11 protein-coding genes and 5 pseudogenes are annotated in these 16,273 nt (G+C 58.6%); 11 read left to right on the top strand and 5 right to left on the bottom strand.

The window, feature by feature from the left end; all coding sequences use genetic code 11:
• Positions 1-4: 4 nt before the first annotated feature.
• From tnpB to AC56QX_RS38445, 5 genes and pseudogenes are all read left to right on the top strand, one after another.
• Complete coding sequence (gene tnpB / locus AC56QX_RS38465) at positions 5-331, top strand: IS66 family insertion sequence element accessory protein TnpB (RefSeq protein WP_224690299.1); 327 nt, start codon at positions 5-7, stop codon at positions 329-331.
• A gap of 109 nt (positions 332-440) precedes the next feature.
• Positions 441-1,919 (top strand): IS66 family transposase, encoded by a 1,479-nt coding sequence (tnpC, locus tag AC56QX_RS38460; protein ID WP_095205361.1) that lies wholly within the window; start codon positions 441-443, stop codon positions 1,917-1,919.
• Between the two features lie 582 nt (positions 1,920-2,501).
• Complete coding sequence (locus AC56QX_RS38455; RefSeq protein ID WP_497118526.1) at positions 2,502-3,677, top strand: M24 family metallopeptidase; 1,176 nt, start codon at positions 2,502-2,504, stop codon at positions 3,675-3,677.
• A gap of 461 nt (positions 3,678-4,138) precedes the next feature.
• Positions 4,139-4,302 (top strand): annotated as a pseudogene (locus AC56QX_RS38450) (IS630 family transposase); the annotation flags it as partial.
• Positions 4,303-4,883: 581 nt separating this feature from the next.
• Positions 4,884-5,156, top strand: a complete 273-nt coding sequence (locus AC56QX_RS38445) for a transposase (RefSeq protein ID WP_497118525.1) — start codon at positions 4,884-4,886, stop codon at positions 5,154-5,156.
• Here the strand turns inward: AC56QX_RS38445 and AC56QX_RS38440 are convergent.
• On the bottom strand, positions 5,128-6,366 hold the full coding sequence (locus AC56QX_RS38440; protein WP_497118524.1) for an ATP-grasp domain-containing protein: 1,239 nt from the start codon (positions 6,364-6,366) through the stop codon (positions 5,128-5,130). The two genes, AC56QX_RS38445 and AC56QX_RS38440, sit on opposite strands and share 29 nt — an antisense overlap.
• 154 nt (positions 6,367-6,520) lie before the next feature.
• On the opposite strand from AC56QX_RS38440, the gene AC56QX_RS38435 reads away from it, so the two are divergent.
• Positions 6,521-6,985, top strand: a complete 465-nt coding sequence (locus tag AC56QX_RS38435) for a hypothetical protein (RefSeq protein WP_497118523.1) — start codon at positions 6,521-6,523, stop codon at positions 6,983-6,985.
• A 114-nt stretch (positions 6,986-7,099) separates the two neighbouring features.
• Here the strand turns inward: AC56QX_RS38435 and AC56QX_RS38430 are convergent, their stop codons facing one another.
• Positions 7,100-7,417: an MFS transporter gene (locus AC56QX_RS38430; protein ID WP_497118521.1), complete on the bottom strand. Its 318-nt coding sequence runs from the start codon at positions 7,415-7,417 to the stop codon at positions 7,100-7,102.
• Between the two features lie 86 nt (positions 7,418-7,503).
• A pseudogene (locus tag AC56QX_RS38425) lies at positions 7,504-7,929 on the bottom strand (transposase domain-containing protein); the annotation flags it as partial.
• Between the two features lie 236 nt (positions 7,930-8,165).
• Between AC56QX_RS38425 and AC56QX_RS38420 the strand changes: the two are divergent.
• Positions 8,166-9,203 carry an IS110 family RNA-guided transposase gene (locus tag AC56QX_RS38420; RefSeq protein ID WP_497116346.1) on the top strand — a complete coding sequence of 346 codons (1,038 nt, stop codon included), beginning with the start codon at positions 8,166-8,168 and terminating at the stop codon, positions 9,201-9,203.
• Positions 9,204-9,777: 574 nt separating this feature from the next.
• Here AC56QX_RS38420 and AC56QX_RS38415 read toward each other — a convergent pair.
• A complete protein-coding gene (locus AC56QX_RS38415; protein WP_497118520.1) occupies positions 9,778-10,668 on the bottom strand; it encodes a TauD/TfdA dioxygenase family protein in 891 nt (296 codons plus the stop codon).
• A 1,114-nt stretch (positions 10,669-11,782) separates the two neighbouring features.
• On the opposite strand from AC56QX_RS38415, the pseudogene AC56QX_RS38410 reads away from it, so the two are divergent.
• From AC56QX_RS38410 to AC56QX_RS38395, 4 genes and pseudogenes are all read left to right on the top strand, one after another.
• Positions 11,783-13,376: pseudogene (locus tag AC56QX_RS38410) on the top strand (acetoacetate--CoA ligase).
• Positions 13,377-13,794: 418 nt separating this feature from the next.
• The gene (locus AC56QX_RS38405) at positions 13,795-14,514 is read left to right on the top strand and encodes a hypothetical protein (protein WP_497118519.1); all 720 of its coding nucleotides are present in this window, start codon (positions 13,795-13,797) and stop codon (positions 14,512-14,514) included.
• 160 nt (positions 14,515-14,674) lie between these two features.
• Positions 14,675-15,145: pseudogene (locus AC56QX_RS38400) on the top strand (enoyl-CoA hydratase/isomerase family protein); the annotation flags it as partial.
• A 283-nt stretch (positions 15,146-15,428) separates the two neighbouring features.
• The gene (locus tag AC56QX_RS38395; RefSeq protein ID WP_497118894.1) at positions 15,429-15,668 is read left to right on the top strand and encodes a hypothetical protein; all 240 of its coding nucleotides are present in this window, start codon (positions 15,429-15,431) and stop codon (positions 15,666-15,668) included.
• Positions 15,669-15,854: 186 nt separating this feature from the next.
• On the opposite strand, the pseudogene AC56QX_RS38390 reads toward AC56QX_RS38395, so the two are convergent.
• Positions 15,855-16,010, bottom strand: a pseudogene (locus AC56QX_RS38390) (amidohydrolase); the annotation flags it as partial.
• Between the last annotated feature and the right edge of the window lie 263 nt (positions 16,011-16,273).

The following is a 16,273-nucleotide window of genomic DNA, read 5'->3' as shown; positions in this document are numbered from 1 at the left end:
GGTGATGGTCGCGACGAAGCCGGTGGACTTCCGCAAGGGGGCCGAAGGCCTGGCGGCGCTGGTGCGCGAGACGATGGGCGCCGATCCGTTCTCTGGCGCGGTCTACGTCTTCAGGGCCAAGCGCGCCGACCGGGTCAAGCTGGTGTACTTCGACGGCACCGGCGTGTGCCTGCTGGCGAAGCGTCTGGAGGACGGGAAGTTCTGCTGGCCTGCCATCACCGATGGCGTGGTGAGGTTGTCGGCGGCGCAATTGCAGGCGCTCCTGGAAGGGTTGGATTGGCGGCGCGTGCATGACGCCCGCGAGACGCGCGCGCCGGTCGCGGCAAGTTGATTCCATGGGAGGCTAGAGGCGCTCGCAAAGCATTGGAATGCATGATTGAATCGGCCTTGTGAGCAACCCGGCCGAGCCTCAGACCAACGATCCGATCGCGCTTCAGGCGATGCTCGCGGCGGAGCGCGCCGAGAACGAGCGGCTGCGCCAGATCATCAAGGAACTGCAGCGCCACCGCTTCGGCCGCAGGGCAGAGAGCCTGCCGGTCGACCAGCTGCTGCTGGGCCTGGAAGAGGCCGAGCAGATCGAGGCTGAAGGCTTCGCCGCGGAGGACACCGCCGATACTGCCAAGCGCGAGGCTCGCGCCAGGAAGCGCCGCGCCAACCGTGGATCACTGCCCGCGCATCTGCCGCGTATCGAGCAGATCATCGACATTCCCGACAAGATCTGCCCGTGCTGCAAGGGAATGCTGCATGTCATGGGCGAGGATCGCTCCGAGCGCCTCGACATCGTGCCGGCCCAATTCCGCGTCATCGTCACGCGCCGACCGAAATACGCCTGCCGGAGCTGCGAGGAGGTCGTGGTGCAGGCACCGGCTCCGCCACGGCTTGTCGAGGGCGGCATCCCGACTGAGGCGACCGTCGCCCATGTGCTGGTCTCCAAGTACGCCGACCATCTTCCCCTGTATCGCCAGGCGCAAATCTACGCCCGCCAAGGCGTGAACCTGGATCGCTCGACGCTTGCCGATTGGGTCGGCAAGGCGGCTTTCCTGCTCCGCCCCATCCACGAGCGGTTGTTCGAGCGGCTGAAGGCCTCCGGGAAGCTCTTCGCCGACGAGACCACGGCGCCGGTGCTCGATCCCGGGCGCGGCCGCACCAAGACGGGCCAGCTGTTCGCTTATGCTCGCGACGATCGCCCCTGGGGCGGGATCGCTCCACCTGGCGTCGCCTATCTCTATGCACCCGACCGCAAGGCCGAACAGCCACTGCGGCACCTTCAGGGCTTCGTCGGAATCCTGCAAGTCGACGGCTACGCCGGATACCGGGCGTTGGCCGAGCGCAATGCCGTGAGCCTGGCGTTCTGCTGGGCGCATGTCCGTCGACGCTTCTACGAACTGGCCCAGTCCGGGCCCGCGCCGATCGCCACGGAGGCGCTCCAGCGCATCGCCGAGCTCTACAAGATCGAGAACGAGATACGGGGACGCTCGCCCGAAGAGCGGCGCACCGCGCGCCAGGAGAGAAGCCGCCCCATCATCGATACCCTCCAGCCATGGCTGCGCGAGAAGCTCGCCCTGGTCAGCCAGAAGAGCAAGCTCGCTGAAGCAATCCGCTACCCGCTCTCGCGTTGGGCCGGACTTGGTCGCTTCCTCGACGACGGCCGCGTCGAGATCGACTCCAACGTCGTCGAACGCTCGATCAGGCCAATCGCCCTCAATCGGAAGAATGCGCTCTTCGCCGGTTCCGACGGCGGTGGCGAGCACTGGGCGACCATCGCCTCGCTCGTAGAAACCGCGAAACTCAACGGCGTCGACCCGTACGCCTACCTCGCCGACGTCATCACCCGCATCGTCGCAGGCCATCCGCAAAGCCAGCTCGACGACCTGCTGCCCTGGGCCTATGCCCCCGCGCCACTCAAGGCCGTGGCCTGAGAACAGCGGTTACGTTTCTGTTCATCGTCCTCAATCACTTGGTGTCCACCTCCGTTAAGTGGACACTTCATGCCAAAACACGCTCAATGGAAAAAGGTGCGGAGAAATTCGCGCTTACACTTGAGCCAACTCATGCCGTATATGTTGACCTGGCTGGTGCACAACGAGGTTCGATCCTGGTGCGTGTCCACCGCTTCCCAGCGGGACCCTGCGACGCAGGGAAATGCAAGTCCGACAGGATTGGCATTCCGGCATCAAACGGTCTCGTCTCGGGTCACACCTTTCCGGCGCCGCAGGGAATTCCACGTATCAGGTTTAACAAAACTTCACTTGGAACCAAGCAGGATTGGCAGCAATTATCTTGTGGAGAGCCAGCCACGTTCGGACTCATTGCCAACCAGATTATGGCGTAATCAAGCTTCGCGCGCATCTGGTTTTCAGATGATTAGCATATACACACAATATTTGACAGACGGCGGCACGCCAGTAAATCTTAGACTAAGTCTGCTACGTTAACAGGTGCAGAAGCGCCTACAGAGCATGCTACATAGAGAACTTCTTCCGGTATAACACGAGGATTACATGTTTGAAATTGACCGATCCGAATATCTTAGCCGAATCGATTTAGTAAAACAGCGTATGCGCGACGCCGGTATTGATGTGTTGTTGCTTTCGGACCCTAAAAACTTGATATACTTAACAGGCTACAACGGTCAATCGTTTTACGTGCCCCAGTTCGGTTTTCTCGGGATGGATGAAAAGGAGCCGTATATCGTGACGCGCCAGTTGGATGTGTCTAGCGTCATTGCTACCGCGTTCATAAAGCCCGAACACATAATTGGCTATCCAGAACACTATCTCCAGGCGGAACAATCATCCCCTAACGAGATGAACTTTATGACTGACTTCATCCACACGAAGGGGTGGCACCGAAAAAGACTTGGCCTCGAAATGGATGCCTATTATTTCGCGCCGCGCGACTGTGAACGGCTCAAGGCTAGCTTGCCGAATGCAAAGTGGGTTGATGCCTCAGGCCTTGTATCCTGGGTTCGCATCATTAAGTCGCCTGCCGAAATTGAAAGAATGCGCAGAGCTGGCGTGTTGGCCCAGCACTCATTAGAAGTCGGAATCGATGCCATGGCCTCTGGAATTCGCGAATGTGATGTTTGTGCAAAGATAGTGTCAGCGCAGCTTTCGGGGAACACGCAATTCGGCGCCGACCGACCAATTTGGCCGACGATGCCCAGCGGCAAGAGGACTTCCTGCGCGCATCTCTCTTGCACCGACCAGCCCTATGAGACGGACACGCCGATCAATGTTGAATCGGGTGCGGTCTACAAGGATTACGCCGTGGGTTTATCACGCTCGATCTACCTCGGCAAACCACCGCATAAACTCGTTGACCTGGCAAGTGTGACAAACGAAGGTTTCAATGCGGCCCTCGAAGCAGCCAGGCCGGGCGAAACTTGCGAGAGCGTAAATGCAGCATGGGCAAAAAGCATCGGTAAGCACGGCTATAGCAAGGAATCCCGCCTTGGCTATTCCATCGGAATCGACGTGCCTCCCGACTGGGCTGAGCACAATGCCAGCCTGAGGCAGGGTGACCTGACCGTCCTCCAGCCGAACATGACCTTTCACCTCATTGGTGGAATGTGGTCTGACGAAGTGAGCTATATCATCAGCGAGACATTTCGAATGAGCGAAAATGGTTGCGAGGTGTTCTCAACCATGCCGCGCCAGCTCTTCGTCAAGGCGTAACTTGGAACATGGTTCGGGCATGATGTGGATACCGGATGTATGCTGTGTCTGGGCCGGCTCAGATTGAACCGGATACTGACAGGCGCCCGTAAGGCTGGACAGGTCGAATTGACCAGGATTGCCCCTCGAAGCGACGGCAATTGTGGGGCTCGATTTCATAAGAGTTGTCCGCCGGGATTCGGCCGCTGCGAAGCTGAGGTCGCCGGCGATCGAAGTCCGGGCGGAACATATGGTCGCGTGCTGGCTGGCGAAATGAAGCTTCGACGGTGTCGTTGCAGCGGCTATGACACGCCGAGCACGGTGCTGCATCGTTAGGGGAGCAAGATCGCAATCCATGCGCCATCGCTCGATAGACGATTTTCGCGCCATTTTCTGGAGCACGTCCTGTGATCGATGAATCAATTGTGGTGTGACGGGTGCGTTTTGTGCTGATTCAACATCCACCTCGATGGAGGTGCACGATGGGAAGCGCATTGAGCGGGGATCTTCGGTCGCGGGTCTTGAAGGCTTCGGACGAGGGCATGTCGGCGCGGCAAGCGGCGGCGCCGTTCGGCGTGGGAGTGTCCAGCGCGATCCGCTGGATTGCCGGGCGAAGATCGGCGAACTGGCGCCACTCCCGCAGGGCCGCGGCCCCGTCAGGGCATGCTTCGGCTGGACCGAAGACAACTGGCTGGACACTCTGGTTGCCAGGACTCGATGTTGAGAATTCGCAGTCATCGGCGGTGGTTCCATAGCTCTCTCTGCTCCGCACACTTTGTCACAGGTGCACAAAGCTGTCGGTTCTAAGCTCCTTCTGCGCGCGGTCTTCGGCAGGCCGGCGTCGCCAAAGCTGTATCACATACCGGTAGCGATTAAAGTTAATTTAAAGTTAAGATAAAGATTACGCGAGCAGTAAAAAAATATAAAATTACCGATTTCGAGGCGCATGTCGATATTCGCTCGTTCCCAGACCTACGTCAGTTGGCCAGGTCCCATCCTGCTTCAAAAAAGAAAGTCGCGGCAATTTCGCCAAGCTTTGGAGTGCCCCCTAAGAGAGGGCAGATCGGCTATGGAATTGACCAGTCTGTCGGTGAGACCCTTCAGACATGTGCCGCGGTCTCACCCACAATCTCATGCGGGCAAGGCTTTGCAAATATGAGCAAGCCGCCTTCGGCGACGATGAGCAGGTGGTCGACGCCGGATAGCCGGCACTTGAGCGGCTAATCGATGAGATCGGCGTGGCAAACCCGGCCGCTCGAGCCCTGTCATGGGCTTGTTTTCTTCGGGACCCCATCCGGGTCAAGATCAGGGAAAAGGGGTGTGCGCAACAAGGCTGTGTACATCCCGCTTGGCATCATGCCCGACGGCACCAAGGAAATACTCGCGTCTCTCTCCTGCTCGCAGTTGCACCAATGTTCAGCGACGATCGGCTCTAACGTGGCGGTACCTGCGGGGCGGGCGCAGATTGATCCTATTCCCCCAGGGTCGGAAATGGTGTGATCGACCAGCCGATTAAGTCGACGGCGCGTTGAAGTATCGCCTCGGTCTGAGCACGGCTGGGTGAAGCGGCGATGACGTGTCCGATCCAGTCTCGGTGATCGCCATGCTTGACGATCGGCGTCTGGGGTTCAACATAGACTTTGACATCGGCGACACCTGGAATAGCAGCAGCCCGACTGCCGCCGTCTATCCAATCGAGCATGCCATCGCGGTCAGGAACTAGGATCCGCGCGGCTGCAATGTGCGAATGCCTTCTGCGCAAATCCCGCTCCTCGCCGATGACAAGCTTGATGTGCTCGGAGATGAGATCGACACCGTAAGCCGCCTGATAAAGTTGAGGATCGGGCACGCCAGCAGGACGCGGATTGACTTCGATGACGACTGGACCACGCTTGGTCCATCGGAGTTCAATATTCGTTGGCCCCCAACCAAGGCCGAGGGCTTGCAAACAGCTTAGCGAGACATTGGTGATACGCTCGTGCTCTTCATCAGTTAGTAGGGCCGGAAAGGTGAACTCACGATAAACGAAATGCGGTGGCGGGCCGAAGTCAGCGGCGCCAATCCCAATGACCTCATTTCCCATTATATAGGCGCCATAATGGGGGCCCTGTGCGAATTCTTCGACCAGTATCCTCGGCGAAGACAGCCATATGTGCTTCCCGCCCAATAGATAGGTCGTATGTTCGGCCAACTCGTCGGCATTACGGCACAATCGGACACCGCTGCTGCCGCTGCCTAGGGCTGGCTTAAGAACCACCGGCAGGCCGATATCCGCTGCAGAGCTTTCGACCTCCGCCGCATTCGCGGCCAAACGATAAGCAGGCATTGGAACGCCGGCCTTCGCAAGGAGCTTACGTTGGGTGAATTTGTCGCAGCATCGTTCAATCGATGCGGGGTTTGGTCCCGGCAGATCGAAGTACTGGCAGAGCTTGCCAACTGTCGCATAGACCGACTCATCCACGCCCGCAAAGCCGGTAATGCCAGCAATGTCATAGGTTGAACGCAGCCGAGAACATTCACGAAGCAGCGCATCGAGATCGTCGGAATCGACACGGATTGCCTGACTTCTTTCCGCCTCAAGATAGTCGTACTGAGATGGATCAGTCGCCAGAGTAATTGGATGAAGGCCAAGACGCCGGGCCGCTTGGACGTATCGCAGACCATTACCCCTTGAATGACCTTCAACCAGGATGAGCGCTCTTCTTGCCATTGCCGTTACCTCCGAGGTTGCGCGCGTTGCCGAGGCTTAGCGAATCGGCATCAGCCTTATCCGTGCCAGACGTCAGCGGTGAAGGTACCATTGTCTGCGCTGTGCAGACGCAAAAGTTCTGTAATTTAATCAAAGGTTTTGTTGCACAGAAAGAATGAAGGTTAGCAAATCTGGTCAGGCAGCGAGAAAACTGGCGGATGTCATGGCAATGAATTGGAAGGGCCAATTGTCGCCCGACGGCTTATTGAGTGGCCGCCGAAAGCGCAAACCTGTGGAAGGTCATCATCGAGCCATTGCTCAATCCACCAGCCGTGCAGGCATGGAGCCGCAACACTCGATCGACGGCTTGAATTTCAATCCGGACCGCCCGGATGGATCGGTCGCCGAGCGCGTAGCAGATGCGCTTTCCCGCCTGTTGTTGCGCCGACACCGGGTTCGATCTGCACAGCTTCGGACCAACGTTGGATATTCACCGGCGACTACGACGCATCCCATTGCTGATGCCGATCTCATAGCCAGACGATCAGAATGGCAGAAGCAATCAAATGCCCTATGGCATTGGTGTGGGAATACCACGATACGCCTGGAATGTTTGATTTCTCGGCCCATTACGGCATAAAAGGCGTGCAACCTCCTTCGGTGACTTCAGCAACATCATCAGCGTACAGTGGCTCCGCCTCTATTTGAAGAACCAGTATCGGGAACAAGAGTTTTGCAGAGATTTCTTAGAAATTTAACCCAAGGAACGCGCATTGTAAGAGATCATAGTCCCACGCGGTCCAAGTCGGTGTTCGGAATGTCTCTGTCCATTGCATAGGCTTCTGCAGGTTGCCCTTCCTTCAGTGTGCCGAGCCCCGACGCGGCTGACAATGATTGGACCGCTTCTTTGTTTCAGATGAAGCGCGACTGCCGGGGCGTCGAATTCCTCCAAAGGATCGAGCTCAGACTTGCGTCGCTCGGGGAGAGGAAACAAGACGCCGGCTACAGCGACGAGCAACAGAGCACCAGCAGAGCCCTCCAGGGCCAAGATTAGGGAGTGGTTCTGCGACACGGTGCCCCAGACTCAACTGCCCGCCGCGATGCCGCCATCCACCAAAGCATAGTAGATCGAGATGGTGCGCCCTACGAACCAGTGCATGTCGGCAGGCCGCTTTCGATGATGTGCGCCGGCGCCAGTGCCTGGACCACACGATGACCCGGAACTTCGGCGGCACGACATCCAGCCGTTCGGATCGATCCTCGCCGATCAGAACCTTTTCCAGCCCTGCGCAGTCGGCTGGGATGTCCGGCTCGACAACTTCCTCGATGCGTTCGAGATGAGCGGCAAAGCCCTTGCGCGGACGCGGGGCACGCTTCGGCTTGTCCTTGACCGCGTGATCGAGTTCGCTCTGGATCTCGGAAAGGCCAGTCTCGACCTCTTCGAAGGCAAAGGAAGCCTGCTCGTCGTTGATTGACAGGCGCAGCCGTTCGGAACGCTTGCCGTATTGCGCGCGCTCCAGCACCTTCAGGGATCGACGTGAGGTTGGCGATCCGCTCGTTGGCACTTCTCTCGACGGCCGTCAGATCGGGCGGGTAGCGCTTGGTCTTCTTGGCGATCTTGGCCATCCGGCCACGGCTCTGTTCGGTCCACATCCACAGCTTGAATCACAAACCAGCCTCCGCCGAAATCCCAATTTTCCGATTTTCCAAACAGATGGGGTGATTGGGGTCTCGGCCGAGCCAGATGATGGCGGCTGCTCCTGTCGAAATGTGAAAACGTGGTCGATGTGAGTCGCCACAAACATTTGGAAGGAGCAGCCATGAAGTACTTTGCCGGACTGGACGTGTCTTTGGAAGAGACCTCTATTTGCATTGTCGACGAGACTGGCCGGATCGTGAAGGAGGCGAGAGCGTTGAGCGATCCGCAGGCGTTGTGTGAAGCGCTGAAGGGGACCGGCTTGCCGCTTGAGCGGATCGGCCTGGAAGCGTGCTCGCTGACGGCCTGGCTTCACGATGGATTGCACGCCGAAGGCTTGCCGGCGATCTGCATCGAGACGCGGCAGGCCAATGCGGCGATGAAGACCATGCCCAACAAGACCGATCGCAATGACGCCCGCGCGCTGGCGCAGATCATGCGCACCGGCTGGTATCAGCAGGTGCACGTCAAGAGCCGGCAGTGCCGGCTTTGGCGCTCGCTGCTGGTTGCCCGCCGCACGGTGCTGAACGAGATGCGTTCGATCGAGAACGTGGTGCGGGCGATGCTGCGCGAGGCCGGCGTCAAACTGGGCTTGCCGTCGCGCAGCGCTTTTGCCGGCCGCGTGCGGGAACTGGCCGGCGCCGACGCCCAGATGATGGCGATGGTCGAGCCGCTGCTTGCGATCCTCGCCGTCATGCTGGGAGAGTTCGCCCGCCTGACCAAGCAGGTTCTCGATATCGTGCGCAAGGAGGAAGTCTGCCGGCGGCTGATGAGCGCGCCGGGCGTCGGGCCGATCACCGCGCTTGCCTTCCGCGCCACGATCGACCGGCCGGAGCGGTTCGGCTCGTCGCGGGCGGTAGGGGCGCATCTGGGGCTGACGCCGGCGCGCTACCAGTCCGGCGAGACCGACATCCAGGGAAGGGTCAGCCGCTGCGGCGATGAACTCGCCCGCACCGCCCTCTACGAGGCAGCGCATTCGCTGCTCGTGCGATCGAAGAAGTGGTCGAGCCTCAGGGCCTGGGGCATGACCATCGCCGGGCGCCGGGGCATGGCGCGGGCGCGGGTGGCGGTGGCCCGCAAGCTGGCGGTCATCCTGCATCGCATGTGGGCCGAGGCAACCGAATTCCGCTTTGGAAAGGAGCCTGCCGCGGTGGCGGCGTGAACCGAGGCCAATCAAAGGAACACGCAACACGAACAAAGCCTTCGCCCGAAAGGGCGATGCCCGGATCGTTCCGTGGGGACGATGGGCGAGGCGATCTCGTTGAGAGTCCCGAACCTGCCGGCCAAAACTCGGCAAAGTCGTGAAACAGATTGAGACGCCTCGCTCTCCTGACCCCATCATGCGGCGGCCAGAGCGCCGACCGCGAAGAGAAGCGAGTGACCCACGGAACGGTCCAGAAAAAAGTGCAGGAGCATCTTGACCTCAACGACCCCAATCAGAGAGGCCTCTTAGATTAGACCAATACCCCTATGACCTTCAATCCGAATGAGCGCTCCTTGGCTACCCGCAGTGCGGCACGGAGTGCGCTTGCGCACGCACCTTCCGTCATGCCACCGCTGCATCTTGTCTCGCGGGCGTCGACATCACGGTCATCCGCAGCCCTCAGCCAAGCTCGTACAGCCGCAACATTGCCACTCCTCTTAGATGCTTCAGGCCTGCATCGTTTTGACGACGATGCAGGATGCGCTGAGATATGGGTCGTCGATCACTCCTCGTTTGACACGAGGGGTCAGTTCTAAGCTTCGTTAGGAGTCAGTTTCTGATTTCGCCCGACGAACTTGAAACGCGCAACGCTGTACCGGCCGTCGACACTGACGGGCACCTCGCCCTCGATGGTCGCGCGACGAACGACGCGGCTCTGGTCGCCGAAATCTTTGGTAGCACAATGCATCGTGGCTCGGTTGTCCCAGACAGCGACATCACCCTGCTTCCACTTCCAACGCACGGTGTTCTCCTGCGCGGTAATATGAGACTCAAATAGATCGAATAGCCTCAGGCTGTCATATTTCGAGACGCCAACAAATCCTGCTACATAGGAGCCTAGCACCAGTGTGCGCTCACCCGTCTCGGGGTGGACGCGTACCACGGGGTGCTCGGTCTCGATCCTCGTTCCGGTAGGGGCCTCGGCATAACGCCTATAATGAGCTCCAGGCCAGCTGTGAACAGCCCAAAGGTCGTCGGCAAGCCGTTGCAGCGGCAGCGGCAAATCGAGATATGCGGTCGCCGTGTTTGACCACACCGTATCACCGCCGGCTTGTGGGATCACTACGCCTCGCAGCACCGAAATCTTGGGATAGGCATCCATGCAGGACCAATCGATGTGCCAAATGTCAGTCGGGAGATCTCTGCCGGAATCAATCTCGAAGATCGGCATCGTTCCCTCCGGATATGGCGAAGGCTTCCCGAAACGAAGAGCAAAGCGCTCCTGCTCGGCGTCGTCGAGATGACTCTGGTCGCGGAAGAAGATGACCTTGTGCTCAAGCACCAGACCGTTTATCGCAGCGATAGCCTGGTCCGGCAAATCGGCCGACAGCTTGATGTTCCTGATTTCAGCCCCGATGCGCGCTGTGCATTTAACGACATCGGTACGTGGAATGAAATTATCGATCAAGTCCATTTCACTCATAGTGGCATTCTCCTTTTTCGATGCAAAGCTATTCAACCGTGACAACAAAGCATTAGTGGCATTGTAACCGATCGATCCAACGTACAATTCTGCTGTCGCGTGTCGGGGGCTCTTGAGCGTCTTACAGAATGTCACTCTGGGGACCGGACAACAGTCCAACATTCTCGATCAGTGACACTCTTCCGATGTTGTACGACAAATCTCCGCCTGCCCTAAGCCGCCACGGGAATCGATGATCGGGACTAATTTTTCTCCGAAGAAGCGCGCCAACCCGGCGCTTTGCAAGCACTTCCAAATTCTGCGGTCTATATCCTTGATCGGGCATCACGGCCACAGGCTCTCGCGGGCTCGAACTCGATCGTTATGGCTTGCATACTGTTGTCTCCTGTTCGCTGGTGGGTAGTATTACCGTGTCTCCATTTGCACCGCACCCTACCACTCCTAGTGGGTTGATCTCACCCGGGCGAGATCGGCGCGACGTCTCGGCTGATGTCATGGCGCTGAACCAGCCGATGCAGACTGGAACGGGTGAGAACCGTGCTGATGGAAGTGACCCTCTCCAACCACCGCCACGGACTTTCCGGCCGCTTCGAGCGCGCAATCAGGGCCATCGATGAGGTCATATCCTGCTGATCCGTCGGCGGCGGCGCTTCGTCGACTACCTGCTCGACCGCGAGATTGCCATTGATCGCTACTTCACCTACATCGTCACAAGACGATCAAAGAGGAAATGCCGCGACCGCATATTGCGGCCACGCCTTACATCGAAGAAAGACCCATATGTCTGAGAATACGCCGCTTTGGGCTCCAACGGAGGACCAGGTTGCATCGAGCTCGATAACGAAGTTCCGCGACTTCTGCGCGGTCAAGAACGCGGTGGAGCTGCCTGGTCATGACGCCTTCCACCAATGGTCGATCGACAGTCGCGGCCCCTTTTGGTCGGTGGTATGGGATTTCTGCCAGGTACGCGGCAAGAAAGGCGATCGTGACCTCGTCAATGGCGACGTCATGCTCGACGCCCGATTCTTCCCGGATGCTAGGCTGAACTTCGCCGAGAACCTGCTGGTCAAGCACGGTCCTGAGGGATGCATTGATCTTCCGCGGCGAGGACAAGGTGAGCTACCGCTGGAGCTGGGACCAGCTTCACTCCACCGTCTCAAAGCTGCAGCAGGCCTTCCGCGACCGCATCTCGGCGATGATGCCGAACATGCCGGAAACCATCGCGTGCATGCTGGCAGCAAGCTCGATCGGCGCCGTCTGGTCGTCCTGCTCGCCCGATTTCGGCGAGCAGGGCGTGCTCGATCGCTTCGGCCAGATTGAGCCGAAGATATTCGTCACGTGCGATGCCTATTGGTATAATGGCAAGCTCCAGGACGTCTCGGACAAGGTGCGTAGTGTCGCGCCGAAGCTCGGCTGCCCCGTCATGGTCGTCGGTTACGCCGGAGACGCCGAAGTGCTGGCCGCCTCGCTCGCCGATGGCCGGACGATGGATGCGGTCACCAGTCCCTTCATCGCCAAGCTGGTGGAATACGAGCCGCTGCCGTTCGTGCATCCGCTCTACATCCTGTTCTCGTCGGGCACTACTGGGGTACCGAAGTGCATCGTGCATTCGGCCGGCGGCACGCTGCTCCAGCATCTCAAGGAGCATCGCTTCCATTGCGGTGTCGGCGATGGCGACCGGCTGTTCTACTTCACCACCTGCGGTTGGATGATGTGGAATTGGCTTGTCTCCGGGCTGACGAGCGGCGCCACCTCTGCCTGTTCGACGGCTCGCCATTCGCACCCTCAGGCAATGTGCTCTGGGACTACGCGGCGGAAGAGCGCTCGCCATCTTCGGAACCTCGGCGAAATATATTGACGCCGTGCGCAAGGGGGGATCGAGCCGCTAAAAACGCACGATATCTCAGAGCTGCGCTTGATCACCTCCGCGGGCTCGCCGCCAGCCCGGAGGGCTTCTCCTTCGTCTACGAGGGCATCAAGCCGGATGTCCAACTCGCCTCGATCTCCGGCGGCAGCGATGTTGTCTCCTGCTTCGTGCTCGGCAATCCGGTCAGGCCGGTCTGGAAGGGCGAGATCCAGGGGCCGGGCCTGGGCCTAGCCGTCGATGTCTGGGACGACGAGGGCCTGCCGGTTCGCGGCGAGAAGGGCGAGTTGGTCTGTACCCGCGCCTTTCCCTCGATGCCTGTTGGATTCTAGAACGATCCGGACGGCACCAAATATCGCGCCGCTTATTTTGAGCGCTTCGACAATGTCTGGTGCCACGGCGACTTCGCCGAATGGACCGAACATGACGTGCTGATCATCCATGGCCGCTCGGATGCGACCCTCATTCCCGGAGGCGTCCGCATCGGCACGGCCGAGATCTACAATCAGGTAGAACAGCTCAAAGAGGTGACTGAAGCCATCTGCATCGGCCAGGAGTGGGAAAATGATGTCCGCGTCGTCCTCTTCGTCCGGCTCGCGCCGGGCCTTAAGCTCGGCGCCGATCTCGAGAAGAGGATCAAGGCCAAGATACGCACCGGCGCCTCGCCGCGCCATGTGCCGGCCAGGTCATCCAGGTGGCGGATATCCCGCGCACCAAGTCCGGCAAGATCGTCGAGCTCGCCGTCCGCGAGGTTGTTCATGGCCGACCGGTTAAGAACAAGGAAGCGCTGGCCAATCCCGAAGCTCTGGAGCTTTATGCCGGGCTTCAGACGCTCGGCGTTTGAAGCATTTACTCCTTTTCTCTTGGGAGATTGGATGAATCGTTTCGTCCTGTTTGAAGGTCACATAAGGCGCGATCACGCGTCGGACAAATCGTACCAGATCGATAGCCGCGATCAACCGCAGAACCGACCGTTTCCTGACCAATGCACCGACGTCCCATCGCATCCCCAACCCATCGTTCAGATTGACGGAATCATAGTTTAACACGTCGGTAAAGACACCCGCGCACAGGTCTCCTAGCGAACGATCCCACCGGATTGAGCTGGTCTTCAGAAATGACCGCAGCAGCTGCCGCGTTGCGGCAAAACGCCCGAGTCGACGCGTCAACTACAAAGGTTGATAGTATCTTTTACAATCACACACTCTTATTTTCGGTCGCACTATCAACCTACGGTGGGGCACTAAAGAAAGGAAAAATGTGTGACACCCGAAAAGTGTGTGACAACCCTTGACGTATCGCGATACATTCATTCGTTTGATGAAGCAGCGCGAAAAGCGGGAATTCGTTTCAAAATGGGAGAAAATTTTGAAGAATACCTTGATATTACCACAAACCTCGTTGGAAAATCGCCAACCTTTCCAATTTTTCGACCCGATTGTTCACGGCTTAAGCTTGGCCGTGCGTTTTGGATTGTCGGAGAAGATCAATCGAGCGAGGTAGCGCATGTACAGGCACTTCGTGTGGACGATCTAAGGACAACCAACTTGGCTGAACACCTGGAGTCATTGAAGGCGTGCTACGCAGATCCGAAGAGCCAAGCCGGCTCAGGGTCCTCGTGTGTTTGCCGTGCATCAACCGCTCGGAAAATAACGGGGGCCGTAGTTTACCAAGGCGACATATGGCTTCGAGAGGATTTTAGAGGACAGGGGTTGCCCAGAACCTTTTCGAGCATTGCATTTGGGTTGGCATGGGCGAAATGGTCACCCGATTTCATTTATGGCCTTGTCCCCACCTGGTCAATCGAAAAGGGAGTCGCCGATCTGTATGGTTATCTCCACAGAGAAGCCCACGGGTCTGTTTTGCGTTTACCTGACCACGGAATCGAAGATGATGACTGGCTCGTTTGGCTAACGCGACGCGAATTGACCCAGCTGATCAAACGCACGGTGGATGAGACCTTGCCGCCTGGCTTTTGTTGATCACCGGTTGCAGTTGGACGTGCTTTGGTTGGAGCAGTAGGCCCGCCCAATGTCCGCCACGTTATGAAGTCTGTGAACGTACGTCCGAATTCAGGGTCGGGCGGCGGCGTTGCGCAGAGCGGCGTAGCCGGAACGGAGTTTGGGCGAGGGCGAGGGCGTGATGACCATTGCTGATCTGAAGCTCACAACCAAGCCAGTGGTCGACTATGGCTGCGCCGCACTGTGGGACCTGGATGGCGGCGTCGTCTGTCTTGAATTTTGCACTAAGATGAACACGTTCTCTGAGGCCTTGCTCGACGCGATCAATGCGGCACTTGAGGAAGTGGGTAAAGGCTTCAGAGCACTGCTCATCGGATCCGATTCTCCTATCCACAGTGCAGGTGCCGACCTGCGTGTCTTTCTCGAAAGAATCGAAAAAGGCGGCTCCGACGCCCTGGGCGAGTTCATTGACATGGGGCACCAAACCTTCAAGGCGGTCAAATACGCCCCGTTCCCGGTCGTTGGCGCCCCCGCCGGCCTCGCTCTTGGTGGCGGCTGCGAAATGCTGCTCCATTGCGATGCAATCCAAGCCCATGCCGAGCTCTCCATCGGCTTGGTCGAAACCCGCATTGGGATTGTCCCCGGCTGGGGCGGCTGCAAGGAAATGCTGATCCGCCAGAGTGGCCGTGCCAGCGCCACGACGGGCCTAAGCGTGCCAGCGGTCGCCGCGTTCAACCTAATCGCTCCAGCCAAGGTTTCTAGCAGCGCTTTCGAAGCAAGGAGCCTCGGCTTCCTGCGCCCGACCGACGGTGTCACCATAAAATCGCGACCGGCTCCTGGCCGACGCGAAGCAGAAAGCGCTTTCGCTCTCCGACGGCTATGTTGCCCCCAAGCCACCACTGCTTGCGCTGTCTGGCCCATCCGGCGCTTCGGACTTGCGCAACATTCTGAAAGGCGCAGCCTTCTCCGGCCGTGCGACCGCCCACGACATAGTCGTTGGCGAGGCGCTGATCAACGTGCTGAGCGGAGGCCCGGATGCCGATCCGCTGAAGCCGATGGTCGAGGACGACATCATCGCCCTGGAACGGCAGACATTTACCGCTCTGTTCGAGACGACCGCAACGGTCGAGAGGGTGAAGCACATGCTTGCCACCGGCAAGCCGCTGCGAAACTGACAGCCACGGAAGAACGCAAGAACACGCAAACAATCAATTCTCCGATCAACGACATTGCCTTCTTGCTCAAGGAAGTTTTTGATTTTGAAGGCAAGGTGAGACGACTCCTGACTACGATGAGGTAAATGTCGAACTGCTCGCTTCATGGATAAACGTCGGACCGGCCTATTTGATGCTCCTGCAATTTGGCAAGGCGTCCATATCGGCCCTCAAACCGATAGTCCGACCGTTCCCCTCCTCGCCTTTTCGGTGCGACAACCCCGGTCTCAGGAATCCCGGTTTCGATGTGATTGATACCGAAAGATGCCAACTTTCGGCCGCGAAGCTGGCCGTGTTGTCCAGCCGGTATTCAAGCTCAGGATTTTGGAGGCGCCGACGCCATTAGGTGACCCCGCTCGTTATGTATTGGGAACGTCTCGATATCGGGCATGATAGTTCGTCCGATTACACCGATTGGTCGACTGTCAATGACGGTGTCGCAGGCGAACGATTAGCGTTGGGATTGGCCTCGCCGAGCTACGATCTCGATCCAAGATCGAGACCTTAACGAAATTGTATTTGAACAATTGACGCGGCGCTGCTCATCTGCCGCCGGCGATGCTTGA

This window comes from Mesorhizobium sp. RCAM 06353 (assembly GCF_059683585.1).
The sequence above is the reverse complement of the archived record's forward strand: the minus strand, read 5'-3'. Positions and strand labels throughout refer to the sequence as shown.